This is a genomic window from Dactylosporangium sp. CA-139066, from assembly GCF_050936175.1.
GTDB lineage: Bacteria > Actinomycetota > Actinomycetes > Mycobacteriales > Micromonosporaceae > Dactylosporangium.
Genome location: NZ_JBNJNH010000001.1, coordinates 7,225,308 through 7,249,608 on the forward strand (window position 1 = coordinate 7,225,308; position 24,301 = coordinate 7,249,608).

At 72.9% G+C, this 24,301-nt stretch carries 20 protein-coding genes, 7 tRNA genes and 1 pseudogene; 10 read left to right on the top strand and 18 right to left on the bottom strand.

The genetic code is table 11. From position 1 onward, the window contains the following. Positions 1-4: 4 nt before the first annotated feature. Positions 5-1,333 (bottom strand): ABC transporter substrate-binding protein, encoded by a 1,329-nt coding sequence (locus ACQEVU_RS33175; RefSeq protein ID WP_433330549.1) that lies wholly within the window; start codon positions 1,331-1,333, stop codon positions 5-7. A 384-nt stretch (positions 1,334-1,717) separates the two neighbouring features. Here ACQEVU_RS33175 and ACQEVU_RS33180 point away from each other — a divergent pair, with 384 nt between their 5' ends. The 4 genes from ACQEVU_RS33180 to ACQEVU_RS33195 all read left to right on the top strand — a co-directional run bounded on the left by ACQEVU_RS33180 (position 1,718) and on the right by ACQEVU_RS33195 (position 6,528). Continuing rightward, positions 1,718-2,347: a C40 family peptidase gene (locus tag ACQEVU_RS33180; RefSeq protein ID WP_433330551.1), complete on the top strand. Its 630-nt coding sequence runs from the start codon at positions 1,718-1,720 to the stop codon at positions 2,345-2,347. A gap of 147 nt (positions 2,348-2,494) precedes the next feature. Next, positions 2,495-4,522, top strand: coding sequence for a methyl-accepting chemotaxis protein (locus tag ACQEVU_RS33185; RefSeq protein WP_433330553.1), 2,028 nt, complete (start codon positions 2,495-2,497; stop codon positions 4,520-4,522). A gap of 28 nt (positions 4,523-4,550) precedes the next feature. Further along, positions 4,551-5,879 carry a PQQ-binding-like beta-propeller repeat protein gene (locus ACQEVU_RS33190; RefSeq protein ID WP_433330555.1) on the top strand — a complete coding sequence of 443 codons (1,329 nt, stop codon included), beginning with the start codon at positions 4,551-4,553 and terminating at the stop codon, positions 5,877-5,879. 157 nt (positions 5,880-6,036) lie between these two features. Further along, on the top strand, positions 6,037-6,528 hold the full coding sequence (locus ACQEVU_RS33195; protein ID WP_433330557.1) for an LURP-one-related/scramblase family protein: 492 nt from the start codon (positions 6,037-6,039) through the stop codon (positions 6,526-6,528). Here the strand turns inward: ACQEVU_RS33195 and ACQEVU_RS33200 are convergent. After that, positions 6,525-7,103, bottom strand: coding sequence for a TetR/AcrR family transcriptional regulator (locus tag ACQEVU_RS33200; protein WP_433330559.1), 579 nt, complete (start codon positions 7,101-7,103; stop codon positions 6,525-6,527). The genes ACQEVU_RS33195 and ACQEVU_RS33200 overlap by 4 nt on opposite strands. A gap of 110 nt (positions 7,104-7,213) precedes the next feature. Here ACQEVU_RS33200 and ACQEVU_RS33205 point away from each other — a divergent pair, with 110 nt between their 5' ends. After that, entirely contained in the window at positions 7,214-8,131 is a 918-nt protein-coding gene (locus ACQEVU_RS33205; RefSeq protein WP_433330561.1) for an SDR family NAD(P)-dependent oxidoreductase, read from the top strand. A 16-nt stretch (positions 8,132-8,147) separates the two neighbouring features. Then, the gene (locus tag ACQEVU_RS33210) at positions 8,148-9,077 is read left to right on the top strand and encodes an SDR family NAD(P)-dependent oxidoreductase (protein ID WP_433330563.1); all 930 of its coding nucleotides are present in this window, start codon (positions 8,148-8,150) and stop codon (positions 9,075-9,077) included. Here ACQEVU_RS33210 and ACQEVU_RS33215 read toward each other — a convergent pair. From ACQEVU_RS33215 to ACQEVU_RS33260, 10 genes and pseudogenes are all read right to left on the bottom strand, one after another. Further along, positions 9,062-10,852: an LLM class flavin-dependent oxidoreductase gene (locus ACQEVU_RS33215; RefSeq protein WP_433330565.1), complete on the bottom strand. Its 1,791-nt coding sequence runs from the start codon at positions 10,850-10,852 to the stop codon at positions 9,062-9,064. The two genes, ACQEVU_RS33210 and ACQEVU_RS33215, sit on opposite strands and share 16 nt — an antisense overlap. A 199-nt stretch (positions 10,853-11,051) precedes the next feature. Next, positions 11,052-11,549, bottom strand: a complete 498-nt coding sequence (locus ACQEVU_RS33220) for a hypothetical protein (protein ID WP_433330567.1) — start codon at positions 11,547-11,549, stop codon at positions 11,052-11,054. A 58-nt stretch (positions 11,550-11,607) separates the two neighbouring features. After that, positions 11,608-11,678 (bottom strand) — tRNA-Cys (locus tag ACQEVU_RS33225). Between the two features lie 14 nt (positions 11,679-11,692). After that, positions 11,693-11,774: transfer RNA gene (locus tag ACQEVU_RS33230), tRNA-Tyr, on the bottom strand. 56 nt (positions 11,775-11,830) lie between these two features. Continuing rightward, positions 11,831-11,910, bottom strand: a tRNA-Met gene (locus ACQEVU_RS33235). 24 nt (positions 11,911-11,934) lie between these two features. Then, positions 11,935-12,009: transfer RNA gene (locus ACQEVU_RS33240), tRNA-Glu, on the bottom strand. A 24-nt stretch (positions 12,010-12,033) separates the two neighbouring features. Continuing rightward, positions 12,034-12,106, bottom strand: a tRNA-Leu gene (locus ACQEVU_RS33245). Positions 12,107-12,120: 14 nt separating this feature from the next. Continuing rightward, a tRNA-Gly gene (locus tag ACQEVU_RS33250) sits at positions 12,121-12,195 on the bottom strand. Between the two features lie 16 nt (positions 12,196-12,211). Then, a tRNA-Asp gene (locus tag ACQEVU_RS33255) sits at positions 12,212-12,283 on the bottom strand. Between the two features lie 325 nt (positions 12,284-12,608). Next, positions 12,609-12,755 (bottom strand): annotated as a pseudogene (locus tag ACQEVU_RS33260) (response regulator transcription factor); the annotation flags it as partial. Between the two features lie 187 nt (positions 12,756-12,942). Here ACQEVU_RS33260 and ACQEVU_RS33265 point away from each other — a divergent pair. Beyond that, positions 12,943-13,467: a GNAT family N-acetyltransferase gene (locus tag ACQEVU_RS33265; RefSeq protein WP_433330569.1), complete on the top strand. Its 525-nt coding sequence runs from the start codon at positions 12,943-12,945 to the stop codon at positions 13,465-13,467. 813 nt (positions 13,468-14,280) lie between these two features. Here the strand turns inward: ACQEVU_RS33265 and ACQEVU_RS33270 are convergent. Next, positions 14,281-14,853 (bottom strand): histidine phosphatase family protein, encoded by a 573-nt coding sequence (locus ACQEVU_RS33270; RefSeq protein ID WP_433330571.1) that lies wholly within the window; start codon positions 14,851-14,853, stop codon positions 14,281-14,283. 36 nt (positions 14,854-14,889) lie between these two features. Here ACQEVU_RS33270 and ACQEVU_RS33275 point away from each other — a divergent pair, with 36 nt between their 5' ends. Further along, positions 14,890-15,579: an HAD family hydrolase gene (locus tag ACQEVU_RS33275; RefSeq protein WP_433330573.1), complete on the top strand. Its 690-nt coding sequence runs from the start codon at positions 14,890-14,892 to the stop codon at positions 15,577-15,579. On the opposite strand, the gene ACQEVU_RS33280 is transcribed toward ACQEVU_RS33275, so the two are convergent. Genes ACQEVU_RS33280 through ACQEVU_RS33290 form a run of 3 tightly spaced genes read right to left on the bottom strand, consistent with a single transcriptional unit; the run spans position 15,560 to position 18,251 of the window. After that, positions 15,560-16,006 (bottom strand): Lrp/AsnC family transcriptional regulator, encoded by a 447-nt coding sequence (locus ACQEVU_RS33280; protein WP_433330575.1) that lies wholly within the window; start codon positions 16,004-16,006, stop codon positions 15,560-15,562. The genes ACQEVU_RS33275 and ACQEVU_RS33280 overlap by 20 nt on opposite strands. Before the next feature lie 14 nt (positions 16,007-16,020). After that, positions 16,021-17,157 (bottom strand): acyl-CoA dehydrogenase family protein, encoded by a 1,137-nt coding sequence (locus tag ACQEVU_RS33285; RefSeq protein ID WP_433330577.1) that lies wholly within the window; start codon positions 17,155-17,157, stop codon positions 16,021-16,023. Beyond that, a complete protein-coding gene (locus tag ACQEVU_RS33290; protein ID WP_433330579.1) occupies positions 17,154-18,251 on the bottom strand; it encodes a M24 family metallopeptidase in 1,098 nt (365 codons plus the stop codon). Before ACQEVU_RS33290 ends, ACQEVU_RS33285 begins: the two co-directional genes overlap by 4 nt. 147 nt (positions 18,252-18,398) lie before the next feature. On the opposite strand from ACQEVU_RS33290, the gene ACQEVU_RS33295 reads away from it, so the two are divergent. Next, the gene (locus ACQEVU_RS33295; RefSeq protein ID WP_433330581.1) at positions 18,399-19,331 is read left to right on the top strand and encodes an anti-sigma factor RsbA family regulatory protein; all 933 of its coding nucleotides are present in this window, start codon (positions 18,399-18,401) and stop codon (positions 19,329-19,331) included. 13 nt (positions 19,332-19,344) lie between these two features. Continuing rightward, on the top strand, positions 19,345-20,256 hold the full coding sequence (locus tag ACQEVU_RS33300) for a 5'-3' exonuclease (RefSeq protein WP_433330583.1): 912 nt from the start codon (positions 19,345-19,347) through the stop codon (positions 20,254-20,256). Here the strand turns inward: ACQEVU_RS33300 and ACQEVU_RS33305 are convergent. Next, the gene (locus tag ACQEVU_RS33305) at positions 20,242-22,698 is read right to left on the bottom strand and encodes a glycogen/starch/alpha-glucan phosphorylase (protein WP_433330585.1); all 2,457 of its coding nucleotides are present in this window, start codon (positions 22,696-22,698) and stop codon (positions 20,242-20,244) included. The two genes, ACQEVU_RS33300 and ACQEVU_RS33305, sit on opposite strands and share 15 nt — an antisense overlap. Positions 22,699-23,335: 637 nt before the next feature. Next, positions 23,336-24,271, bottom strand: a complete 936-nt coding sequence (locus tag ACQEVU_RS33310) for an MHYT domain-containing protein (protein ID WP_433330587.1) — start codon at positions 24,269-24,271, stop codon at positions 23,336-23,338. Between the last annotated feature and the right edge of the window lie 30 nt (positions 24,272-24,301).

The following is a 24,301-nucleotide window of genomic DNA, read 5'->3' on the forward strand; positions in this document are numbered from 1 at the left end:
CGGATCAAGCGGGCCAGGTGGTCTCGATGCGGTGCAGGACGGTAGCGGTGTCGGCGCCCTTGATCCAGTCCGTCATGCCGGTCCAGAACGTGCCGGCGCCGACGGTGCCGGGCATCATGTCGGAGCCGTCGAAGCGGAACGTGATCTTGTCGTCGGCGAGGATGGTGGCCGAGAGCTTCTCGATCGGGGTGTTCAGCAGCGACTTGTCGAGCTCGCGGTTGGCGCTGACGACGCCGCCGTTGCGGGCGCGGTTGTCGGCGAACTCCGGGGTGGCCAGGAACGCGGCGACGGCCTGGACCTCGGGGCGGTCGGCGAACGCGGCGGCGAACACGCCGGCGCCGAGCACCGGCCGGCCCGCCGACGGGTCGATCGGGGGCAGGTAGAACGCGTAGATGTCGCCGTCCTCGGCGACGGTGGCGTTGGCCGGCCACCAGTTGGTGTAGAACGACGCCTGGCGGTGCAGCACGCACGTGTGCTGCAGGATCGGCAGGCCGCCCTCCTGGAACGCCGTCGTGGCGATGCTGTCGACCCCGCCATAGCCGCCGTTGACGTACTTCGGGTTGCGCAGGATGTCGCCGACCTTGTCCAGCGCGGCGACCACCCGCGGGTCGTCGAACGGGATCCTGTGTTCGACCCACTGGTCGTACACGTCGGGGCCCGAGGTGCGCAGCAGCACGTCCTCGAGCCAGTCGGTGACCGGCCAGCCGGTGGCGCCGCCGGACTCGATGCCGGCGCACCACGGCTTGACCCCGGTGGCGGCGATGCGGTCGCTCAGCGCCAGCAGGTCGGCCCAGGTCTGCGGGACCGTGTACCCGTGCTCGGCGAAGTACTTCGGGGAGTACCAGACGAAGGACTTGACGTTGGCGTCGATCGGGGCGCCGTAGAGCACCTCGCCGACGCTCCCGTAGCGCTTCCAGTCCGCCGAGAAGTACTTGTCGACGTTCGCGGCGACGGCCTTGCCGGCCGGCTTGAGCTTGCCGGTGGCGACCATCTCGGCGAGCAGGCCGGGCTGCGGGAAGAACGCGAGGTCCGGGCTGCGGCCGGCGGCGACCTCGGCCGGCAGCGTGGCCTCGAAGTCGGCGCTGCCGGTGTAGTCGATGGTGATGCCGGTGCAGGTCTGGAACGCCTCCCAGGAGTGGGTGAGCTTGTCCGCCTCCACGTCGCGGATCGACGACGAGACGGAGACCGTCCGGCCGCGGTGGCCCTGATACTGCGCGTACGGGGCGCAGGCGGGGTCGGCGGCCGGCCCCTGCGCGTCGTTGCCGCCGCACGCGCCCAGCAATAGGGCGGTCGCGGCGGCGGCCGCAAACCGCGGCACCGCTGCATGACCCATGAATGCAGCATAAGCCGCAAATGGGGCGCGCACCCTGACGTCCTAACGGTCGGAAAAGGTTGGCCCGGTTGGACGGACATATCGGTCGATACCCGTTCAGGTGTGGGTGAGATAGGTGGTGAGGAATGTCACCACCGTCCGGACCGGCGTGTCCCTGGCGCTAGCGTCGCCGACGGCACCCCTTGGGGCCGCCGTGCAAGATTGTCCGTTTCGTCCGGTACTTCGGGCCAGCGCCGACACCACGTGGCGCCCCACCCGAGACACGCGAGAGAGCACCGGGCCGATCGTGGAGTCGAACTGAACGCTCGTCAGCCGCTGCACCGCATTGCCGCGGGCACCGCAGCCCTTGCCCTGTACACCGTCTGGCTCGGCCCCTCCGCGGCCGTGGCCGGCCCTCAACCCAAGAAGCCCGCCGCGACGGCCGAGTCGGGCGCGCTGACGCTCTTCGAGCAGGAGGCACTGCTCACCGCGTACGAGCGGGCCGATCGCGCTCATCCCGCGCATCTGACGATCGGGATGCCCGCCACGCCCGTGGCCGCGGTACCGCCGGCGCCCGCTCCGCCGCCGCCCGCGTCGAAGCCGGCCACGAAGCCGGCGAACACGAAGCCGGCCACTACGAAGAAGACGACGAGCTCGGGATCGAAGCCCGGGTCGTCGAACACGACCACCGTGAAGCCCCCGTCCGGGGCGGCCGGCACCGTGGTGAACTTCGCGCTCGCCCAGGTCGGCAAGCGCTACGTCTACGCCACGGCGGGGCCGAACACGTACGACTGCAGCGGCCTGGTGATGGCCGCCTACGCAAAGGTCGGCATCAAGCTGCCGCACCAGAGCGAGCAGATCGCGGCCCGCGGCCGGCAGGTGCCCTCGGGGCAGTGGATGCCGGGCGACGTCATCCACATGCCGGGGCACGTGGCCATCTACATCGGCAACGGCAAGATGGTCGAGGCGGCCAACCCTTCCGCCGGTGTGCGCATCGCCCCCGTCCGGGGCGGCACGGCATACCGGTTCCTATAAATTCCCCGGCACACCGGTTCCCACACAGCCCGGAATACCGGTTCCCATACAAGCCCACGATATATCGGTTCTTGCAACCATAAGCGCCGAACGGCCCGGGCGGGCGAATTCCTCATCTCGGTGCCCGCCCGGGCCGATCAGCGCGGCATGAGCGGATCACGCCGGCCCAGGCTGCTCGTGCCGGTCCTGTGGCTGTCCGACCGGGTGCGCACGAGTACCCGGCTCGCGGTCCTCGTCGTCGTCCTGCTGGTGCCGGGCCTGGGCACCACGTGGGCGTACACCGGCTCCGTCGGCGGCCAGATCGACTTCACCGCGAAGGAGCGCGCCGGCAGCGAGGTCGTGCTGCCCGCGCTCACCGCCATGGCCGACGTCGCCGCCGGCCGGGCGCCCGATCTCGCCCCGCTGCGCGCGCTCGTGAGCGAGCACGCGGACCTCAACCTCAACGGGCGGCTGGCCGCGATCCCAGCCGGCGGCGGCCCGGCCGCCGCGGACGCGATCGCCGCGCTCGTGACCGACGCCGGCAACAACTCCAACCTGATCCTCGACCCGGACCTCGACTCCTACTACGTCATGGACGCGCTCATCGTCGAGCTGCCCCGGGCCCTCGCCGCCGCGGCCGGCGCGGCCGCCCCCGACGCCTCGGGCGCCCTGGCCGGCCGGGTCGCCGCGCAGGCCGTGCGGGCCGGCGCCATCGACGGCGCCGCGACCGCGATCCGCACCGGGATACAGACCGCCGCCGGCCACACCGGCGACGCCGCGCTCGGCGGCGACCTCGCCCCGCTCGGCACGGCCGCCGACGCGCTCGCCGCGCTGTCCAAGACGATGACCGGCACCCTCGCCACGCCGGCGCCGGTCGACGCGACGGCCGCCGCGGCCGCGGTACGCGCGGCGATCGGGCCGGCCACGACCGTGCTGCAGCGGCTGCTCGACGCCCGGCGCGGGCACCTGTCGCGGGACCGGACCGTCAACCTCACCGTCACCGCGGTCACCGCCGTCGCCGCGATCTGGTTCGCCGCCTCGGTCTGGTGGCGCACCCGCCACGACGTCCACCTCGCCGTCGGGGCCGTCACCGCGATCGCCGAGGGCGACCTCGACGCCCGCGAGATGCCGGCCGGCCGCGACGAGCTCGGCGACATCGGCCGGGCCCTGGAGCGCTCCCGGCGGCGCCTGGCCGAGCAGGACGAGCAGCTGCGCCGCTCGCAGCAGATCCGCGAGGAGCAGCTGCACGCGAGCTTCGAGCAGCAGCGGGAGGGCCAGCGGCAACTGCGCGAGCGGGCGCAGGGCGTCGTCGACGAGTCCGTCGGGGCGATCTCGGCCGAGCTGCACGACGTCGTCGCCCAGGTCAACGAGGTACGCCAGGCCGCCCGCACCATCGAGGACCGCGTCGCCGAGGCGGACCAGGCCACCGCCTCCGTCGTGCAGCGGGCCGGCGAGGCCGAGCGGGTCGTCGCCGCGCTCGGCGACAGCCTGCGCCAGGTCGACGGCACCACGCAGCTCATCGCCGGCATCGCCGCCCAGACGCGGCTGCTGGCCCTCAACGCCACCATCGAGGCGGCCCGGGCCGGCGAGGCCGGGCGCGGCTTCACCGTCGTGGCCAACGAGGTCAAGGACCTCGCCGGCAACACCGCCGAGTCGACCGAGCGCATCGCCGCGACCGTCACGGAGCTGGAGCGCACCGCGGCGCAGATGACCGGCACGATCCGGGCGATGGTCACCGGGGTCGGCGGGATCGGGGAGGCGACGGCGGTACTGCGCAACGTCGCCCTGGACCAGCACGCCACCGTCGAGCGGCTCACCGGCCGGGTCAACGAGACGATGGAGCGCATCGAGGCCATGTCGGCCATCGCCGAGCGCCTCGAGCGCCGCGACGCCGAGCGCATCGCCGCGAGCGGCCCGGTCCGCTTCGGCGTCGACGGCGGCAGCGAGCTCGTCGTCGGCCGGCTCATGGACCTCAGCAACGGCGGGCTGCGCTGCGCCGCCGAGGGCGACGTGCCGGTGCGCACCGGCGACACGGTCTCGGTCGAGCTCGACCTGGACGGCGACGCGGTGCGGTTGCACGGGCAGGTCGTGCACTGCGTGCGGCAGGGGGCGCAGACCGAGGTGGGGCTGCAGTTCCTGGCGCCGGGGCCGGATGTGGCCGGGCGCATCCAGCGGTACATCGCCTCGGCCGCCTGAACCGCCGGCCGGACGTAGGTTGGATGCCATGCGCCGAACCGCGATCCTGCTCCTCGCGCTGCTGCTCGGCGGGTGCTCCGGACCGCCGCCGCCGGTGCCCGTCCCCGTGCAGACCGCCGACGACGGGGACTGGCCGACGTACCACCGCGACAACACCCGCACCGGCACCAGCCCGGCCACACCGGCCGCGACCCGGCTGGCCAAGGCGTGGGAGGCCCGCCTGGACGGCGCCGTCTACGGCCAGCCGCTCGTCGTCGGCGGCCGGGTGCTCGCCGCCACCGAGCACGACACGGTCTACGCCCTCGACCCGAAGACCGGCGCCGTGCTGTGGTCGGTGAACGTCGGCCAGCCCGTGCCCGGCGGCGACCTGCCGTGCGGCAACATCGACCCCCTCGGCATCACCGGCACCATGGCGTACGACGCCCAGACCGGCCTGGTGTTCGCGGTCGCCGAGACGACCGGCGGCGCGCACACCCTCGTCGGCGTCGACGCCGCCACCGGCGCGGTGAAGCTGCGCCGGGCGGTCGAGCCGCCGCTCGGCGACCCGATCGCGCACCAGCAGCGGGCCGCCCTCACCGTGTACGCCGGGCGCGTCTACATCGCCTACGGCGGCCTGGCCGGTGACTGCGCCAAGTACGTCGGCTCGGTCGTGTCCGCGCCCACGAGCGGCGAAGGCCCGCTGCAGACCTACGCCGTGCCGACGCCGCGCGAGGGCGGCATCTGGTCCCCGGCCGGCGGCGCCGTCATCGGCCAGCGGCTGTTCTACGCGGTCGGCAACGGCGAGTCCACGACCGGCTTCGACGGCAGCGACACCGTCATCGCGCTCGACCATGACCTGCGCCGCACCGACTACTTCGCCCCGGACACGTGGGCCGACGACAACGCCGGCGACCTCGACCTCGGCTCGATGACGCCGGCGGCCGTCGGCGCGCGCGTCTTCATCGCCGGCAAGCGCGGCACCGGCTACGTGCTCGACCCGGGCCACCTCGGCGGCATCGGCGGCCAGGTGGCGCAGGGCAAGGCGTGTGCCGCGTTCGGCGGCGCGGCCGTCGCCGGGAGCACGCTGTTCCTGCCGTGCAACGACGGCATCCGGGCGGCGACGGTCAACCCCGCGTCGGGCCGGATCAGCCTCGGCTGGCACGGCCCGGACGGCGCCACCGGCTCTCCGATCCTGGCCGGCGGCGCGGTGTGGGTCGTCGACGTCAGCGCGGGCGTGCTCTACCTGCTCGACCCGGCCGACGGGCATCAGCGGGCCCGCCTCGACATCGGCCGGGCGCCGCACTTCGCCTCGCCCACCGTCGCCCGCGGGCACGGCTACGTCGGCACCCTCACGGGGGTCGTCGCGGTCGACTACTGACGCGGCCGGCCTACACCGCCGTGGCCATCGCGGCGTTCTGACGCCCGCGACGGGTCGGCGTGGGCGGCTCCGCCCGCCTGCGCCGGCCCGGCCGGTTCCGGCGGTGAGGCGCCGGCTCGCCGGGCGTGACTGGCGTGGCGGGCCGACAATCGAGGGCATGTATGTCATCAAGGAGCGCTTCTTCGACATCGGCGACGACTTCGACGTCGTCGACGACCACGGGCGCAAGGTGCTGCACGTCGACGGCAAGGTGCTGAGCCTGCGCGACCGGCTCGTCATCGAGGACCCGTCCGGTCACGAGGTGGCGTCGGTGGCGCGCAAGCTCATCGCGCTCCGCCCGACGTACACCATCGAGATCGACGGCGAGGAGGCCGCCGAGGTCCGCAAGAAGCTCTTCACGCCGTTCCGCGACAAGTTCACCATCGACGTGCCGGGCCCCGACGACCTGGAGATGTCCGGGGACCTCTTCGACCACGAGTTCACGGTCGAACGCGGCGGCCGCGAGGTCGCGTCGGTGTCGAAGCGGTGGCTGAGCATCCGCGACAGCTACGCGGTGAACATCGCCGAGGGCGAGAACCACCTGCTCATCCTGTGCGCCGTCCTCGCGCTGGAGCTCGCCCTGCAGCGCGAGAAGGGCGACTCCGACTAGCGCGCCCGCAGGCCGTCGACGATCAGGTCGAGCACGCGCCCGACCTGGTCGCGCTGCGACGGGTCGGCGGCGGCCAGCGAGATGCCGTTGAGCGCGATGAGAATGTCCTCCGCGGCCACGTCGGAGCGCAGCCCCGCGCCCGCGCCGGCCGCCAGCAGCTCCCCGAGGGCGCCGAGCAGCAGCTCCCGGCTGCGCGCGAACGGGCGCCCGCCGGCCGCGATCACCGCGCGCAGCGCCTCGGCCAGCCCGCGCTTCGTCGCCAGGTAGTCGATGAACGCGTCCATCCACGCGCGCAGCGCCTCCACGGGCGGCCGCTGCGCGAGCAGCCGCGGGGCGGACTCGCACAGGCGGGTGAGCTCCGTGCGGTACACCTCCTCGACCAGTGCCTCCCGGGTCGGGAAATGCCGGTAGAGCGTGCCGATGCCGACCCCGGCGTCGCGCGCCACCCGCTCCAGGCTCACCTCGGCGTCCGCCTCGGTGGAGAAGGCCTTCAGCGCCGCCTCGAGCAGGCGCTCGCGGTTGCGCCGGGCGTCGGCCCGCAGCGGGCGCGCCGGCTCGGCATCAGGGTGGGTCACGTCACACTCCAAGGGGGAAGCAAAGCGGAGGTTCCTCCGGTTACGGTTGGTGTCATCTGGAGGCGCCTCCGCTTCAAATGGTACCGCTGGGGGCCAACCGAGGAGTGATCATGTCGTTTGGATTCGAATCGACCGCCGCCGACGTCATCGCCGGCGTCGACCTCGCCGGGAAGCGGGCCGTCGTCACCGGCGGCGCGTCCGGCATCGGGATCGAGACCGCCCGGGCGCTCGCCGCGGCCGGGGCCGAGGTGACGCTCGCCGTGCGCAACCTCGAGGCCGGCGAGCGCACCGCCGCCGACCTGGTCGCCGACACCGGCAACAAGCAGATCCACGTCGGCGCGCTGGAGCTGTCCGACCAGGCCTCGGTGCGCGCGTTCACCGCCGGCTGGGACGGCCCGCTGCACATCCTGGTCAACAACGCCGGGGTCATGGCCTCGCCCCTGGCCCGCACGCCGCAGGGGTGGGAGCTGCAGTTCGCCACCAACCACCTGGGCCACTTCGCCCTCGCCACGGGCCTGCTGCCGGCGCTGCGCGCCGCGGACGGCGCCCGGGTGGTGTCGGTGAGCTCGTCCGGCCACCAGTTCTCGCCCGTCGTGTTCGAGGACATCCACTTCGAGCACCGCGCGTACGACCCGTGGCTCGCCTACGGCCAGTCCAAGACGGCCAACATCCTCTTCGCCGTCGAGGCCGACCGGCGCTGGGCCGACGCCGGGATCCGGGTCAACGCCCTGCACCCGGGCTCGATCAGCACCAACCTGCAGCGCCACGTCGACGCGGCCGAACTCGAGGCCCTGGCCCGGCGCCGGCTGGCCGGCCAGCCGCGGCGCATGAAGACCCCGCAGCAGGGCGCCGCCACCTCGGTGCTGCTGGCCGCGTCGCCGCTCGCCGACGGCGTCGGCGGGCGGTACTACGAGGACTGCCAGGAGGCCGAGCCGCACACCGAAGGCAACCGCGGCGTCGCCGCCTACGCCCTCGACCCCGAGGCGGCCGCCCGCCTCTGGGACGTCACCGTCACCACGCTCGCCTAGTTCGAAGGGCTTGACCATGTCATTCGGGTTCTCATCGACCGCCGCCGAGGTACTCGCCGGCGTCGACCTCACCGGCCGGCGCGCGGTCGTCACCGGCGCCGCCTCCGGCATCGGCATCGAGACCGCCCGCGCCCTGGCCGCCGCCGGGGCCGAGGTCACCATCGCGGTGCGCAACGTCGAGGCCGGCGAGCGCACCGCCGCCGACCTGATCGCCGACACCGGCAACAAGCAGATCCACGTCGGCCGGCTCGACCTGTCCGACCAGGCCTCCGTGCGCGGCTTCGCCGCCGGGTGGGAAGGGCCGCTGCACATCCTCGTCAACAACGCCGGCGTCATGGCCTCGCCCCTGGCCCGCACCGCCGAGGGCTGGGAGATGCAGTTCGCGACCAACCACCTCGGCCACTTCGCCCTCGCCGCCGGCCTGCTGCCGGCGCTGCGGGCCGCGGGCGGCGCCCGGGTCGTCGCGGTGAGCTCGTCGGCCCACCTGCGCTCCCCCGTCGTCTTCGACGACATCCACTTCGAGCGCCGCGAGTACGAGCCGTGGCTCGCCTACGGCCAGTCCAAGACGGCCAACGTGCTCTTCGCCGTCGAGGCGGACCGGCGCTGGGCCGGCGACGGGATCCGGGTCAACGCCCTCAACCCCGGCGGCATCCGCACCAACCTGCAGCGCCACATCGACGTCGCGGCGCTGGAACGTTCGGTGCAGGAGGCCAACGGCGGCCGGGCGATCGCCTGGAAGACCCCGCAGCAGGGCGCGGCGACCTCGGCCCTGCTGGCCGCCTCGCCGCTGGCCGAGGGCGTCGGCGGGAAGTACTACGAGGACTGCAACGAGGCCGTCCCCAACCAGCCGGGCTCCCGCACCGGGGTCGCGGCGTACGCGCTGGACCCCGAGGCGGCCGCCCGGCTGTGGAACGTCACGGTGGACACGCTTCACATCACGTTGTAGCGGCTGAGCGGCTCGACCAGCTCGCGCTCCTCGTACGACAGGTGCGACAGCAGCGTGTCGGTGAGCAGGTCGACCGCCTCCCGCACCGCCGCGATGCCCTCCGGCTCGGAGACCATCGCGACGAGGGCCGCGTCGACGCGCTCGAGGACCTCGGCGATGACGTGGTGCTCCGCCTCCAGGCGGTCGACGACCGGCACGAGCCGGGGGTCGGCCGCCCGCAGGCGCGGGAACAGGCTGACGTCCTCGATCGTGTGGTGCGTGGTGACGACGCGGCAGTACGTCTCGCAGTAGGTCCCCAGGGTCCAGTTGTTCTGCCGCATCGCCATCGTGTTGATCATCGAGCGGGCCCGCCCGAGGTCGAGCGCCCCTGCCGCGACCTGCTCGACGAGGTCGCGCAGTTGCGCCAGTTCCTGCCGCAGATGATTGTGTACGTCGATGAGGTGCTGCCCCGACGCCCGCTGCCGCGGCGAGTAGGTGACGCTGAGGTCGCTCTCGGGGCCGGCCGGGCGCTCGCTCTCGTCCCACAGCCGTGTCGCCGACAGCCGCACACCGTCGTCCGCGGTCGGCGTCGCGAGGGTCTCGTTGAACGGCCGTACACCGTTCCCGGCCGCGGCGCGCTGCCCCGCCCCGGCCCCGCTCCCGTCGGCCAGCCCGTGCCCGTCGCGCGGCCCGCTCCCGTCGCCCAGCCTGTTCCCCTCGCGCAGTCCACTCCCGTCGCCCAGCTCACTCCCGTCGCGCAGGCCGTTCCCGTCGCGCGGGCCGCTTCCGTCGCGCAGCCCACTCCCGTCGCGCGACGCTTGATCGGAAATATCCGGCAAGCCGGACATTTCCGATTTATCGCTTTTATCGGATGAGGGGACGAAGGTGCCGACGTCGCCGGACGGGCGGGTGCGCTCGGCCGCCACCAGCTCGCGTACCGCCGGAACGACCTCCAGGGCGAAGCGCTCCAGGTCGGCGTCGCCGCCGGCCTGGACCATCAGGATGAAGGCGCTCATCCCCTCGGTGACCGCCAGCTCCGCGAGCTGCTCCACCCAGACCTTCGGCGGGCCCTGCAGGAACTCGCGGCCGTCGCCGCGGAAGGTACCGGCGATGTTGTACAGCCGGCGCACGTCCTCGGGGCGGCGCCCCGCGGCCTCGGCGGCCTCGTCGATGCGGCGGTTGGCGTCGGCGAGCTGGTCCGGCGGCAGGTACGGCGCGCTGGGCAGCCACCCGTCGGCCAGCCGCCCGATCAGCGACAGCATCCGCGGCTTGTAGCCGCCGACCCAGATCCCGATGTCGTGGGCGGCGCCCGGGCCGGGGTGGGCGCCCTGCAGGCGGTAGTGCTCGCCGTCCACGCGGGCCGAGCGCTCCTCGCTCCACAGGGCGCGCAGGACCGCGATCGCCTCCTCGAGCGCCTTGAGCGACTCGGCGGCGGTGCGGCGCTCGCCGCCCATGCCGGCGATCGCGTCCCAGAACGCGCCGGCACCCAGGCCGAGCTCGACCCGGCCGCCGGAGAGCAGGTCGAGGCTGGCCGCGGCCCGGGCGAGGACCGCCGGCGGGCGCAGCGGCAGGTTGGCGACGTTGGGGAAGACGGAGATCCGCTCGGTGTGCGCGGCGATCACCGACAGCAGGGTCCAGGCGTCGAGGAAGCGCGCCTGGTACGGGTGGTCCTGGACGCTGGTCAGATCCAGCCCGAGGTCCTCGGTGCGCACGGCCAGCCGCAGCGCCTCGGCGGCGCCGGCGGCGTCGGGCGGCAGGAACGTGCCGAAGCTCAGCTCGTGGCCATAGTCGGTCATGCAGATAATATTCCACGCAGATCATTTCCGCGCAAAGTGAAGCGCCTCTCACCGTACCGGCAACCCGCCCGCCCCATGGTTCCGTTCGTCGACGTCGACCGCCGGGACGGATCGACGGTGACGGTCGTCCTGGAGTACAGCCGCCGGGGCGAGCCGGTAAGCCAGGCGCAGCTGCGGGCGGTCGCGCTGGCCCACCGGGTCACGCTGTATCCGTGCGCCGCGCGAAGCGCTCGATCTCGTCGACGTCGGCCGGGGTGAGGCCCCGGCGCGGGTCGGGGCGGATCAGCAGCGCCCGGCCGCCGGCGGTGAGCTCGTCGTACAGCGGGCCGGGCTCGGGCACGACGACGTCGTCGGTCCACACGAGGCGGCGGCCGCCGAGCAGGACGGCCCGCGCGGCGGCGAGCTTGGCGACGGAGGCGTCGGGCACGTCGCCGAACGCGCGGTCCAGCGGCGGCATGCGCAGGACGCGCTCGATCTCGGCCGGCCACGAACACCAGGTGGAGCACCAGCGCGCCTCGACGACGCCGTCGCGGTGCAGCTGGCGGATCCGGCCGACAAGGGCAGGCGCGAAGCGGATCGGCCACCCGACCCCCTCGGCGACGGCGAACCCGCGCCGCGGCGCGGCGCCCCACCCGGGCCGGCGCACGTTGATGACGCCGTCGACGTCGAGCAGCCACACCGGAGGGTCGGGGTCCATGGTGGCGATTGTCCCCTCCGGCCGCGCACTGTCCATAGTGGATGGCGGCGCGGCTTTGAGACCAAGGCCGGAATCGAACCGGCGTGTTCCGCTTTGCAGGCGGCTCCCTGACCACTCGGGCACAAGGTCGTGCTGGTCGTGCGTGCGGGCGGAGGGATTCGAACCCCCTCAGCGCTTGCAGCTGGGTTACAGCCAGCCTCGACTCTCCGACGTCGACGCGCCCGCTTGATGGCGAGCCGGCCGCCCCCGTCGACGGGCCGGCTCGCCTGGTGCTGGTGCTGTGGTCGCAGGGGCGGGATTTGAACACCGCGATCTCCGGCTTATGAGACCGGCGAGGACGACCGAACTCCTCCACCCTGCTCCGGTTGGTGGTGCTGGTACTGCGAAGCGCGGACGGGACTCGAACCCGCACATGTCCTGGGTGAAAACCAGGCGACTCTCCCCATTCGTCCACCGCGCCCGGTGGTGCTTGCTTTGTGCCGCGTGCCCCCGGCGCGAGTCGAACGCGCACCGTCGACGTCCTCAACGTCGTGCCTCTGCCTTTGGGCTACGAGGGCATGGTTGTGCTGCGAGCGGCAGCCGGGATTCGAACCCGGGACCTTCGCCATGGCGAGGCGACGCTCTGACCTGACTGAGCTACGACCGCATTGATGTTTTGTGCGCACCGCCGACCGGAATTGAACCGGCGACCTCGGCCTCGACAGGGCCTTGCTCTTCCGCTGAGCTACGACGGCATTGGTATTCATAAAATGCGCAGCATCCACTATGGAATTGTCAGATTATCGAATCCGGCGCGAATTCGAGGCATGAAAAAAACCGCCCGGTCCCCGGTGGGGGTGGGCGGCGGAGGCGTCGCTAGCGGCCGCGCTAGCTGCTCCACCCGCCCGTGGCGTAACCGCCCAGGAGGTCATAACCTTCGAGACAATCGAGAGCGGCGAGGAGACCAAGCTCGGTGTGCCGCGTCATGGCCGTCTCCTTCACTCTCGCGCTTCGGTGTCCCGGGGCTCTCCCCGGTGCTGATGAATACGTTACGCATTGCGCGGCGATCGCACAATACATTTATCGCGACTTCATGAGGCCGCCCCGATACGCGATGGCGACGGCCTGGACCCGGTCGCACGCGCCGATCTTGCCGAGAATGCGTTTCACGTGCGTTTTCGCGGTCGATTCGGCGATCGTGAGCAGCTCCGCGAGCTCGGCGTTGGAGCGGCCGAGGGCGGGCGCGGACGACCCCCGCCACTCTCGCCGGCGACGAGGTAGCCGGTCATGAGCCCGACGGCGAAGCCCGTGCGGTCGTCGGGGTCGCCACGGCTGAGCGTACCGCCGGCGGCGGTGACGTACGTCGCCCCGAGGCGGTCACCCGGCGTACCTCGCACGGGGTACGGTGCCCCGTATGCCGCAGTTGATCACCCCTACGGCGACCCTGCACCAGGCCTGGCTCGCCGCCCGCGACGACTGGGCCGGCGAGCAGCAGCACGGCAGCGGCCTCTCCCCCGACGACGACGTCGACTCGCCGCCCGGCTTCGCCGCCTGGGTATCCCGGCTCAACGCGCAACCCGACGTGTGCCCTTCGCACCCGGACGACCGCGTCCCCGCCACGCACTGGTGGATCGCCTCGGACGGCGAGATCCTGGGCGCGATCTCGCTGCGCCACCGCCTGAACCGCAAGCTGCTGGAGGCCGGCGGCCACATCGGCTACGGCGTACGCCCGTCGTCCCGCGGCCGCGGCATCGCGACGTGGGCGCTGCGCGAGGTCCTGCGCGAGGCGACGGCGATGGGCCTGGACCGCGTCCTGCTCACCTGCGACTCGTCCAACCCGGCGTCGGCCCGGGTCATCGAACACTGCGGCGGCGCCCTGGAGGACGTCCGCGACACGTGGCTCGGCCACACGCGCCGCTACTGGATCACGCTGGCCTGATTACGTGGCGCTTGTGTGAGTGACGCTGCGTGCTCGCCTCTCATGGTCAATTAGGTGGGGTGGGTTACGGTGGAAAAGCCAGAGGACGGAGCCGGCACCGCCGAGCTTCGTGTCGCCATTGCGGCCACGCGACACGCCTCGTCGGGGTCGCCTCCCCGGTCCGAGCCCGCCTGACGCCGCCCGCGTGCGCATGCGCGTTCTTTCCGCTCTGGGATCGCACACGCTCTCTCCCGCGGCGCGCGTCGGCGGGCGGGCTGCGTCGGTGGCCGGCTGCGACGTTGGCCGCGGGCCGCGGCCGTCACTGGCGAGCCGCGGCGTCGGCGGCGGGGCCGCGGTGTCGGTCGCGGGCCGTGAGGTCCGCGGCTGGCGTGGCGGGCGCCGCGGGCCGTGAGGTCGGCGGCCCGCCACGGCGGCGGGCGTGGCGGCGGTCGTGGGCGGTGATGTCGGCAGCGAGCCGTGGCGTCGGTCGCGAGCCGTGGGGTCGGCGGCGGGCGGTGGCGCGGGTCGCCGCGGCGGCGGCGGGCGTGGCGTCGGGCGCGGGCCGTGGGGTCCGCGGCGGGCGGTGGCGCGGGTCGCCGCGGCGGCGGCGGGCGCGGCGTCGGTCGCGGGCCGTGAGGTCGGCGGCGGGCGCGGCGTCGGGCGCGGGCCGCGACGCCGGTCCCGAGCCGCGGTGTGGAAGGCGAGTGCAACGTCGGAGCGAGCCGCGGCCAGCCGCGCAAACAATGCCGCCGCGACCGCCGCCGAGGGAGCCGCGATGTCGCCGAGCCGATTACCGAAGACGCCCGCCGGCTGTGGGCTGCGAGGGCGACCGCCCTACGTCGGCGGGGCGTTCCACTGGCGCAGCGACGGGGCGCCGTGCTCGTGGCCCAGGACCGAGATCGTCGCGGTGCCGAGCGTGAGGTGGGCGCCGAACGCGATCGGCTGCTCCAGCCACAGCGCGGCCAGGGCGCGCGACGCGTGGCCGTGGCTCACCACCGCCACGTCGCCCAAAGCGAGCGTCGGGCGGAGCTTCGTCAGGAAGCGGTCCAGGCGGTCGGTCACCTGCTGCGGGGTCTCGCCGCCGGGGCAGCCGTCGGTCCACAGGTTCCACGACGGGGCGTCGGCGTGGATCTCGGCGGTGGTGCGGCCCTCGTAGTCGCCGTAGTTCCACTCCGAGATGTCCGAGTCCACGTCCGTGACCATCAGGCCGGCCAGCTCCGCGGTGCGCAGGGCGCGGCGGCGCGGGCTGCTCACGACCGCCACGAAGGCGCGGTTGGTCAGGGTCCTGGCCAGAGCCTGCGCGGCCGTCTCGCCCGCGCCGGTGAGCTCCAGGTCGGTGGTGGAGGTGTGCCGGCCCGCGGCGCTCCACTCGGTCTCGCCGTGCCGCACGACCACGATCTCGCCCATCCCAACATTGTGCCGGTTGCGGCTACGCTGCACCCGATGGACGGGGTTCTGGTGCTCTGGGACGTGGACCACACGCTGGTCGACGTCGACGGGCTGGGGCGGGAAGCGTACGACCTGGCGTTCCTGCGGCGGTTCGGCGTGCCGGTGAAGGTGCAGCCGCCGATGGCGGGGCGGACCGACCGGGCGATCGCGATGGACATGCTGCGGCTCAACGACGTCAGCGTCACCGAGCGGCATCTCGAGGATCTGCGCGAAGGGGCCGAGGCGGCGCTCGACGAGCTCGCGCACCTGCTGCCGGCGCGCGGGCGGGCGCTGCCGGGGGCCGCGGCGGCGCTGGCGGCGGTCCGGGCGCGGACCGTCCAGTCGCTGCTGACCGGGAACGTGCGGCGGATCGCCGAGGTCAAGCTCGGGCCGTTCGGGCTCATCGAGCATCTGGACCTGGACACCGGGGCGTACGGGTGGAGCCACGAGGTCCGGGCCGAGCTCGTCGCCATCGCGAAGGGCAACGCGCATCGCAGGTACGGCCGGGAGTACCACCGCGTCGTGCTCGTCGGCGACACGCCCGAGGACGTGAGGGCCGCCCTGCACAGCGACGCCGGCGTCGTCGGGGTGGCGACCGGGCGCTACACGGTCGCCGAGCTCGGTGCGGCCGGGGCGCACGTCACGCTCGACGACCTCAGCGACGTCGACCAGGTGCAGGCGGCGATCACGACGGCCGCGCGCTAGGGCGGTGCTCGTACGGCGTGGACAGCACGACCGTCGTCCGCGTCGTCACGTTGGCCGCGGAACGGATCTCCTGCAGGAGCCGCTCCAGCGCCAGCGGGTTCTCGACGCGGACGAGCAGCATGTAGAAGTCCTCGCCGGCGACCGAGTAGCAGGACTCGATCTGCGGCAGCTTCGCCAGGCGATCCGGGGCGTCGTCCGGCTGGGACGGGTCGAGGGGGCGGATCGCGACGAACGCGGTCAGGGACAGGCCGAGCGCGTCGTGGTCGACGCGCGCGGCGTAGCCCTTGATGACGCCGCGCTGCTCGAGCCGGCGCACCCGCTGGTGCACCGCCGACACCGACAGGCCCACGCGCTCGGCCAGGTCGGTGTAGGATAGGCGGCCGTCGACGGCCAGGGCTGCCACGATCGCGCGATCGGTCTCTTCCACGGTGGAACGATAAACTACAGCGACCGGGAGATCACGACGCGCTGGATCTGGTTGGTGCCCTCGAAGATCTGCAGCACCTTCGCCTCGCGCATGTAGCGCTCCACGGGATGGTCGCTGACGTAGCCGGCGCCGCCGAGCACCTGGACCGCGTCCGTCGTCACCTTCATCGCCGTGTCGGTGCAGAAGAGCTTGGCCTTCGCCGCCTCCGCCGTGTGGGGCAGGCCCGCGTCGCGGAGGCGGGCCGCCGAAAGGTACAGGGCGCGGGCCGCGGCGACCTGGGTCGCCATGTCGGCCAGCATGAAGCCGACGCCCTGGAACTCGGCGATCGGGCGGCCAAACTGCTCGCGCTCCTTCGCGTAGGCCGCGGCGTAGTCCAGCGCCGCCTGGGCCAGGCCGACGGCGCACGCGGCGATGCCGAGGCGGCCGCCGTCCAGGGCGCTCAGCGCGATCCGGAAGCCGGCCCCCTCGTCGCCGACGAGCCGGTCGGCGGGGACCGCGGCGCCGTCGAAGACGAGCTGGGCCACCGTGGAGGAGCGCAGGCCCATGGTCTTCTCCGGCCCCTGCGGTACGACACCCGGAGTCTGCGCGTCGATCAGCAGGCACGAGATGCCCGCGGCGCCGGGGCCGCCGGTGCGCACGAACACGTTGTAGAAGTCGGCCTGGCCGGCATGGGTGATCCAGGCCTTGGTACCGCGGACCACGTACCCGTCCGGGCACGCCTCGGCCCGGGTCTTCAGTGCCGCCGCGTCCGAACCGCTGTGCGGCTCGGACAGGCAGTAGGCGCCGAGCAGCTCGCCGCCGAGCATGTCGGGCAGCAGCCGCTTGCGCTGCACGTCGGTGCCGTGGGCGGCCAGCGGGTAGCAGGACAGGGTGTGCACGGACATGCCCTCGGCGACGGCCAGCCAGCGGGCCGCGACCTCCTCGAGGACCTGCAGGTACAGCTCGTAGGGCACGCCACCGCCGCCGTGCTCCTCGGCGTAGGGCAGGCCGAGCAGGCCGGCCCGGCCGAGCACGCGGAACAGCTCGCGCGGGAAGCGCCGCTCGGCCTCGAACTCGTCCACCCGCGGCGCGAGCTCGCCGTCGGCGATCTCGCGCGCCAGCCCGATCAGGGCCTGCCCCTCCTCGGTCAGGAACGGGCGCTGCACGGTCATAGGATCACCAGCTCCGTGTCGATGGTATTGAGGCGCTCGACGCCGTCGTCGGTGCACACGACGATGTCCTCGATGCGGGCGCCGTGGCGGCCGGCGAGGTAGATGCCGGGCTCGACCGAGAACGCCATGCCGGGCTCGAGCGGGGCGGCGTTGCCGGCCACGATGTACGGGTCCTCGTGGCCGTCGAGGCCGATGCCGTGCCCGGTGCGGTGCAGGAACTGCGCGCCGTAGCCGGCGGCGGCGATGAGGTCGCGGGCGGCGGCGTCGACGGACTCGGCGCTCACGCCCGGGCGCACGGCGGCGACCGCGGCGCGCTGGGCCTCGTGCAGGACCGCGTAGTAGGCGGCGAAGTCGGCCGGCGGCTCGCCGATGCAGTAGGTGCGGGTGGAGTCGGAGCAGTAGCCGTCGGGCATCTTGCCGCCGATGTCGACGACGACCGGCTCGCCCGCGGCGATCACCCGGTCGGAGACACCGTGGTGCGGGCTCGCGCCGTTGGGGCCGGCGGCGACGATGGTGAACTCGACGGTGGCGTGGCCGGCCTCCCGGATGCCGGCGGCGATGTCCGCGGCGACCTCGGCCTCGGTGCGCCCGGGGCGCAGCCACTGCCCCATCCGCTCGTGCACGGCGTCGATCGCCCGCCCGGCCCGGCGCAGCGCCTCCACCTCGGCCGGGCTCTTGCGCAGCCGCAGGCCGCGCAGCACCGCGCCGGCGAGGGCCTGGCGGGCGTCCGGCAGGGCGTCGCGCAGCGCGAGGACCTGCTCGGCCCACAGGCGGTCGCCGAGGCCGACGGTCTTGGCCCGGTCGCCCAGGAGGTCCTGGACGATGGCATACGGGTCGGTGCCGTCCTCGTGGTCGACCAGCCGGACGGCGTCGCCGACGGCGGCCTCGGCGGCCGGGCGCTCCAGGCGCGGGACGATGAGCGTCGCGTCGCCGTCGGCGGGCAGCACGAGCAGGGTGAGCCGCTCGAGGGCGTGCGCGTCGTAGGCGGTCAGGTACCGCAGGTCGGCGCTCGGCCCGATCAGCAGGGCGTCGAGCCCGGCGTCGGCGGCGGCCCGGCGGGCCGCGGCGAGCCGGTCGGTTGAGTAGAGCTCCACACTCAGAGCTTAACGTTCGTTTGGTTTTGTGTGGTACCCGGCGCCTCCGGATAGGTGTTCGGACGCGGCTCGTGGCGTAGTGTGTCGCCTGAGGTTGAGTAAGACCACCGTAGCCGTCGCCGAATCGAGATGATGGGCCTCGCAAGCGTGCCGACGTCCAACGACCGGGCCCCCGACCCGTTCGTGCATGCGGCGTTGCTGTACGACGACGCGGCCGGCTTCCTCGACGGCACCATGAAGTTCATCTACGAGGGCTTCTCCCTCGACGAGCCCACCGCCGTGGCCGCCCCGCCGGACAACCTCGCGATGCTGCGCGAGCGCCTCGGCGCCTTCGCCGACTCCGTGCGCTTCATCGACATGACCGAGGCCGGGCGCAACCCGGGCCGGATCATCCCGTGGGTGCTGAGCCGGTTCATGGACGAGCACGCCGGGCGGCGGGTCCGCATCGTCGGCGAGCCGATCTGGGCCGGCCGCTCCGAGGAGGAGTATCCGGCCTGCGTCCAGCACGAGGCGATGATCAACGTGGCGTTCACCGGGCGCGAGGCGTCGATCCTGTGCCCGTACGACGCGTCCCGCCTCGACCGGCGCCGGATCCGCGACTCGTACGCCACCCACCCGATCATGGCCGGCGACGCCGGGCACTTCCCGAGCGACGCCTACGACCCCTACGGCATCGCCGAGGCCTACAACGTGCCGCTGCCCGAGCCGCCGGCCGGCGCGACCACGATGCGCTTCGAGCTCAACGAGCTCGTCCTCGTGCGCCGCCGGGTCGCCGAGGCCGGGCTGGACGCCGACCTGCCGCCGGAGCGCATCATCGACCTGCAGAGCGCCGTGAACGAGCTGGCCACCAACAGCGTCCAGCACGGCGGCGGCTCCGGCACCCTGCGGACCTGGTACGACGACCACCGTGTCGTGTGCGAGGTGCGCGACTTCGGCCACGTCACCGACGTGATGATCGGCCGCCTGCGCCCGCCGCACGGGCGGGGCCGCGGCCTGGTCATGGTCCACTTCCTGGCCGACCTGGTGCAGCGACACAACAGCCCGACGGGCACCACGACCCGCGTACACGTGCTGCGCTGAGTAATCTGACCGGGTGGACCGCCCCCTGCTGCTGATCGACTCCGCCAGCCTCTACTTCCGCGCGTTCTTCGGGGTGCCCGAGGCCGCCGCGAAGGCCCCCGACGGCACCCCGGTCAACGCCGTGCGCGGCTTCCTTGACATGCTCTCGACCCTGATCCGCGGCCGGAGCCCGGATCGCATGGTGTGCTGCCTCGACGAGAGCTGGCGCCCGGCCTGGCGGGTCGCGCTGCTGCCCTCCTACAAGGCGCACCGGCTCACCCCGGCCGGCGGCGAGGAGGTGCCGGCCGCGCTGGAGACCCAGGTGCCGATCATCCTGGACTTCCTCGCCGCGCTCGGCATCACCGCCGTCGGCGCCCACGACTTCGAGGCCGACGACGTCATCGGCACCCTCGCCTTCCGCGAGCCGGGGCCGGTCGAGGTGGCCACCGGCGACCGGGACCTCTTCCAGGTCATCGACGACGCCAAGCCGGTCCGGGTGCTGTACTGCGGCCGCGGCGTCGCCAAGCTCGAGGTCCTCGACAACGCCGGCCTGCACGCCAAGTACGGGGTCCCGGCCGCCGGCTACGCCGACCTCGCGGCGCTGCGCGGCGACCCCAGCGACGGCCTGCCGGGCGTCGCCGGGGTCGGCGAGAAGACCGCGGCCCGGCTCGTGGACCGCTACGGCGGCCTCGACGGGATCCTCGCCGCGCTGGACGACCCGTCGTCGGGCTTCGCGCCGGGGCTGCGCGGCAAGATCGAGGCCGGCCGGGAGTACCTCGCCAACGCCCGCGACGTCGTCGCCGTCTCCCGCACGGTGCCGATCCCGGCGGTGTCGACGAAGCTGCCGACCGCCCCGGCCGACCCCGACCGGCTCGTCGAGCTCGCCGAGCGGTGGGGCCTCGCCGGGGCGGCGAAGCGGATCGTGGACGCCCTAGCCTCCGTCTGAGATCCGCACCGGGTCGACGCGCCAGATCAGGTCGCAGTAGTCGCGCACGGTGCGGTCGGAGGAGAAGAAGCCGCACCGGGCCGCGTTGAGCACCGACATGCGCGCCCACGCGCCCGGGTCGCGCCAGGCCCGCTCGACCCGCTCCTGGCACTCGAGGTAGGGGCGGTAGTCGGCCACGGCCAGGTACTCGTCGCGGCCGAGCATCGAGTCCACCACCGGCGCGAACAGGGTGCGGTCGCCCTTGGCGAACTGGCCGCCGGCGATCGCGTCGACGGCGGCGCGCAGCTCGGGGTCGACGTCGTAGTACTGCCGCGGGTTGTAGTTGCGCCGGGCCTCGGCGGCCTCCTGCGCGTCGAGGCCGAACAGGAAGAAGTTCTCCGCCCCGACCCGGTCGCGGATCTCGATGTTGGCCCCGTCCAGCGTGCCGATCGTGACCGCGCCGTTCAGCGCCAGCTTCATGTTGCCCGTCCCCGACGCCTCCTTGCCGGCCAGGGAGATCTGCTCCGACAGGTCCGCCGCCGGGATGATCACCTGGGCCCGGGTCACGTTGTAGTCCGGCAGCAGCACGACCTTCAGGTGCCGCGACACGACGGGGTCGGTGTTCACCGCGTCCGCGACCGCGTTGACGAGCCGGATCAGCAGCTTCATGGAGTGGTACCCCGGGGCCGCCTTCCCCCCGAACAGCACCGTGCGCGGCACGACGTCCAGGTCCGGGTTCTCGCGGATGCGGTTGAACAGCGTGATCACGTGCAAGAGCTTCAAATGCTGCCGTTTGTACTCGTGGAAGCGCTTGATCATCACATCGCACAGGGCGTCGGGGTCGATGACGATGCCCGTGGAGCGCTCAACGGTCGCGGCGAGGTCGGCCTTGTTGGCCCGCTTGACGGCCCGCCACCGCTCCAGGAACTCGGGGTCGTCGGCGGCCCCGGCGAGCCCCTCGAGGCGGTCCAGGTCGGTCAGCCAGCCCTCGTCCCCGAGCCGCTCGGTGATGAGCTGCGACAGCCGCGGGTTGGCCAGCCGCACGAACCGGCGCGGGGTGACGCCGTTGGTGACGTTGTGGAACTTCTGCGGCCACAGCTCGGCGAAGTCGCGCAGCGTGGTGGCCTGCAGCAGCCGCGTGTGCAGCTCGGCGACGCCGTTGACGGCGGTGCTGGCCACGACCGCCAGGTGCGCCATCCGGACCCGCTTCTCCGGCTCCTCCTGGATGATCGAGAGCCGGCGGATGCGGTCGGTGTCGCCCGGGTACGTCGCCTCGACCTCCTGCAGGAAGAAGTGGTTGATCGCGTAGATGATCTCCATGTGCCGGGGCAGCAGCCGCTCGAGCAGCGCCACCGGCCACGTCTCCAGCGCCTCGGGCAGCAGGGTGTGGCACGTGTAGTTGAACGTCCGGCGGGTGATCGACCAGGCCAGGTCCCAGTCGAGGCGGTACTCGTCGACGAGCAGCCGCATGAGCTCCGTGACCGCCATGACGGGGTGGGTGTCGTTGAGCTGGATGACGACCTTGGCCGGGAACGCGTCCCACCCGGTGTTGCGCAGCCGGTACCGGCGGATGATGTCGCGCAGGGAACAGGCCACGAGGAAGTACTGCTGCTTCAGCCGCAGCTCGCGCCCCTGCTCGGTGCTGTCGTCGGGGTACAGCACCTTGCTGATGTTCTCGGCCCGCACGATGTCCTCGACGGCCTCCTTGTACTGCCCGGCCCCGAAGCGCGACAGGTCGAACGACTGCCGGCTGGCGCGCGCCTGCCACAGCCGGACGATGTTGACGGTCTGGGTGCCGTACCCGGGCACGAGCATGTGGCTCGGCTCCCCGCGCACGGTCTCGCCCGGCGTCCACTGCCGCCGCAGCCCGGTCGGGTCGTCCAGCGCCGGCGCGGTCGTGCCGTAGAAGCCGATCACCTGCCGGTCGTCGGGCGCCGGGAACTCCCACGGGTTGCCGTAGAACGTCCAGTCGTCGGGCCGCTCGATTTGCGCCCCGTCGCGGAACCCCTGCTTGAAGATGCCGAACTCGTACCGGATGCCGTACCCGACGGCCGGAATGTCCAGGGTCGCCATGGAGTCCAGCAGGCAGGCCGCGAGCCGCCCGAGCCCCCCGTTGCCGAGCCCCGGCTCGACGTCGTAGCTCTCGAGGTCCTCGAGGCTGACCCCGAGCTCCTCGGCGATGGGGTGCACGAACCGCTCGGTGTCGGTGTAGAGCAGGTTCTGCCGCAGCTGCCGCCCGAGCAGGTACTCGGCGGACAGGTAGTACACGAACCGCGGGTTGGCCTGGTAGTGCGCGGCGGCGGTGCGCGCGTAGCGCTCCACGAGCCGGTCGCGCACGGTGAGCGCCAGCGTCTGGTACCCGTCCGACCCGCTGGCCGACTCGAGTGTGGTGCCGCGCTGGAAGTACAGGTTGCTGATGAGGTCCCGCTCGAAGTCCTCGAGCGTGCTGCCGACGGAACGCATCCTGGGACGAGGCCGGTCATCGGTCACGTGTTTATTATCCCGCGCGGGAGCCCGCACCTTCCGGCGTTCGCCCCGCTGGACACTTTCGCCCGTTCGCGCCCTTCCGGGACGTTCGAGCCCGCCGCGTCCGTTTTGTCGAGGCGATTCCGGCCGGTTCACCGATAAATGCTGAAATTGGCGAAAAGTCCGGCGCCTTCGGCGCCGGACTTTTCGGACTTATCACGATAAAGGGGGTTAGCGCGCAGCTTGAGCCGGTCGGGCTCTTGGGCACCGCGGAGGTGGCAGCGAAGCGGTGTCTGGTGGGAACTACGGTCGTCAGTTGTACGGACCCGAGCCAGGAAATGCTGCGGACCCGGACCGGACGTCAGCGGCCGCGCTGCCGGCGGGCGTCGGCGATGCCGTTCGCGGCGCGGGCCGCGAACGCCTGGCCCGCCTTGCCGGAGCCGGCGGCGCCGGGCCGGTGGGCGGCGACGCTAGCCAGGACAATGCTGCGGACCCGGACCGGACGTCAGCGGCCACGCTGGCGGCGCGCGTCGGCGATGCCGTTCGCCGCGCGAGCCGCGAACGCCTGGCGCCTTGCCGGGCCGGTGGGGCGGCGACGCTAGCCAGGAAAAATGCTGCAGACCCGGACCGGACGTCAGCGGCCACGCTGGCGGCGGGCGTCGGCGATGCCGTTCGCGGCGCGAGCCGCGAACGCCTGGCCCGCCTTGCCGGAGCCGGGAGCGCCGGGCTGAGCCGGCGGGGCGGCGACGCTGTTCGAGCCGCCGCCGAAGACCGGGCCGCCCGACGAGCGCAGCGCCTGGCCCGCGGCGATCTTGTCGCGCACGGCGGCGGCCTCGGCCTGCTCGCGCTCCGACGGGACCGCCATCACGGCGCTGACCAGAGCGATGGCCACGACCAGGACGAACAGGACGATGGGGGCCAGGAACCAGTTCACGTCCACGCCGGGGACGGGGGTGATGTTGTGGTTGAGGTGGACCTGCATCGCGTACATGCCGGTGTAGTGCATGCCGCAGACCGCCACGCCCATCACGGCGGCGGCGGCGACGGTCGCGACGGGGCCGCGGACCACGATCGTGAACCACAGGGCGACCGTCGCGGCCACGATGGCGATCGCGTAGGAGGCGAGGAACAAATTGGTCTTGTACTCGAACGTGCCGTTGACCCGCATCGCCTCCATGCCCGTGTAGTGCATGAACGCGACCGACACGCCGGTGATCGGGCCGCCGACGAAGACCTTCCACAGCTTCGGCTTGCCCAGGCCCACGATGAACAGGCCGATGCCGACCGTGATCACGGCGATGAAGAAGCTCGCGATCGTGGTCGGGACGTCGTAGCGCAGCGGGCTGTCCTGCACGCTGAAGCCGACCATCGCCATGAAGTGCATGACCCAGATGCCGGTGCCGCCGATCGCCCAGGCGGCGAGGACCAGCAGCCACGCGCGGCGGCGGGTCTCCTGCGCGGCGCGGGCGCGCGCGGTGCTCACGAGGCCCAGGAGCGAACCCAGGAACGACATGGCGTAGGCAAAGATCGGAGTGATCGCGCCGTACGTGAAATGGTGCAGTTGACCCACGAGTCCCTCCAACGCCAGGCGTTATGCCTG

Excerpts from the sequence above, each read along its gene's own strand:
- ACQEVU_RS33175 (WP_433330549.1), bottom strand. The coding sequence starts at position 1,333 with ATGGGTCATGCAGCGGTGCCGCGGTTTGCGGCCGCCGCCGCGACCGCC.
- ACQEVU_RS33185 (WP_433330553.1), top strand. The coding sequence starts at position 2,495 with ATGAGCGGATCACGCCGGCCCAGGCTGCTCGTGCCGGTCCTGTGGCTG.
- ACQEVU_RS33190 (WP_433330555.1), top strand. The coding sequence starts at position 4,551 with ATGCGCCGAACCGCGATCCTGCTCCTCGCGCTGCTGCTCGGCGGGTGC.
- ACQEVU_RS33195 (WP_433330557.1), top strand. The coding sequence starts at position 6,037 with ATGTATGTCATCAAGGAGCGCTTCTTCGACATCGGCGACGACTTCGAC.
- ACQEVU_RS33205 (WP_433330561.1), top strand. The coding sequence starts at position 7,214 with ATGTCGTTTGGATTCGAATCGACCGCCGCCGACGTCATCGCCGGCGTC.
- ACQEVU_RS33210 (WP_433330563.1), top strand. The coding sequence starts at position 8,148 with ATGTCATTCGGGTTCTCATCGACCGCCGCCGAGGTACTCGCCGGCGTC.
- ACQEVU_RS33215 (WP_433330565.1), bottom strand. The coding sequence starts at position 10,852 with ATGACCGACTATGGCCACGAGCTGAGCTTCGGCACGTTCCTGCCGCCC.
- ACQEVU_RS33220 (WP_433330567.1), bottom strand. The coding sequence starts at position 11,549 with ATGGACCCCGACCCTCCGGTGTGGCTGCTCGACGTCGACGGCGTCATC.
- ACQEVU_RS33265 (WP_433330569.1), top strand. The coding sequence starts at position 12,943 with ATGCCGCAGTTGATCACCCCTACGGCGACCCTGCACCAGGCCTGGCTC.
- ACQEVU_RS33270 (WP_433330571.1), bottom strand. The coding sequence starts at position 14,853 with ATGGGCGAGATCGTGGTCGTGCGGCACGGCGAGACCGAGTGGAGCGCC.
- ACQEVU_RS33275 (WP_433330573.1), top strand. The coding sequence starts at position 14,890 with ATGGACGGGGTTCTGGTGCTCTGGGACGTGGACCACACGCTGGTCGAC.
- ACQEVU_RS33285 (WP_433330577.1), bottom strand. The coding sequence starts at position 17,157 with ATGACCGTGCAGCGCCCGTTCCTGACCGAGGAGGGGCAGGCCCTGATC.
- ACQEVU_RS33305 (WP_433330585.1), bottom strand. The coding sequence starts at position 22,698 with ATGCGTTCCGTCGGCAGCACGCTCGAGGACTTCGAGCGGGACCTCATC.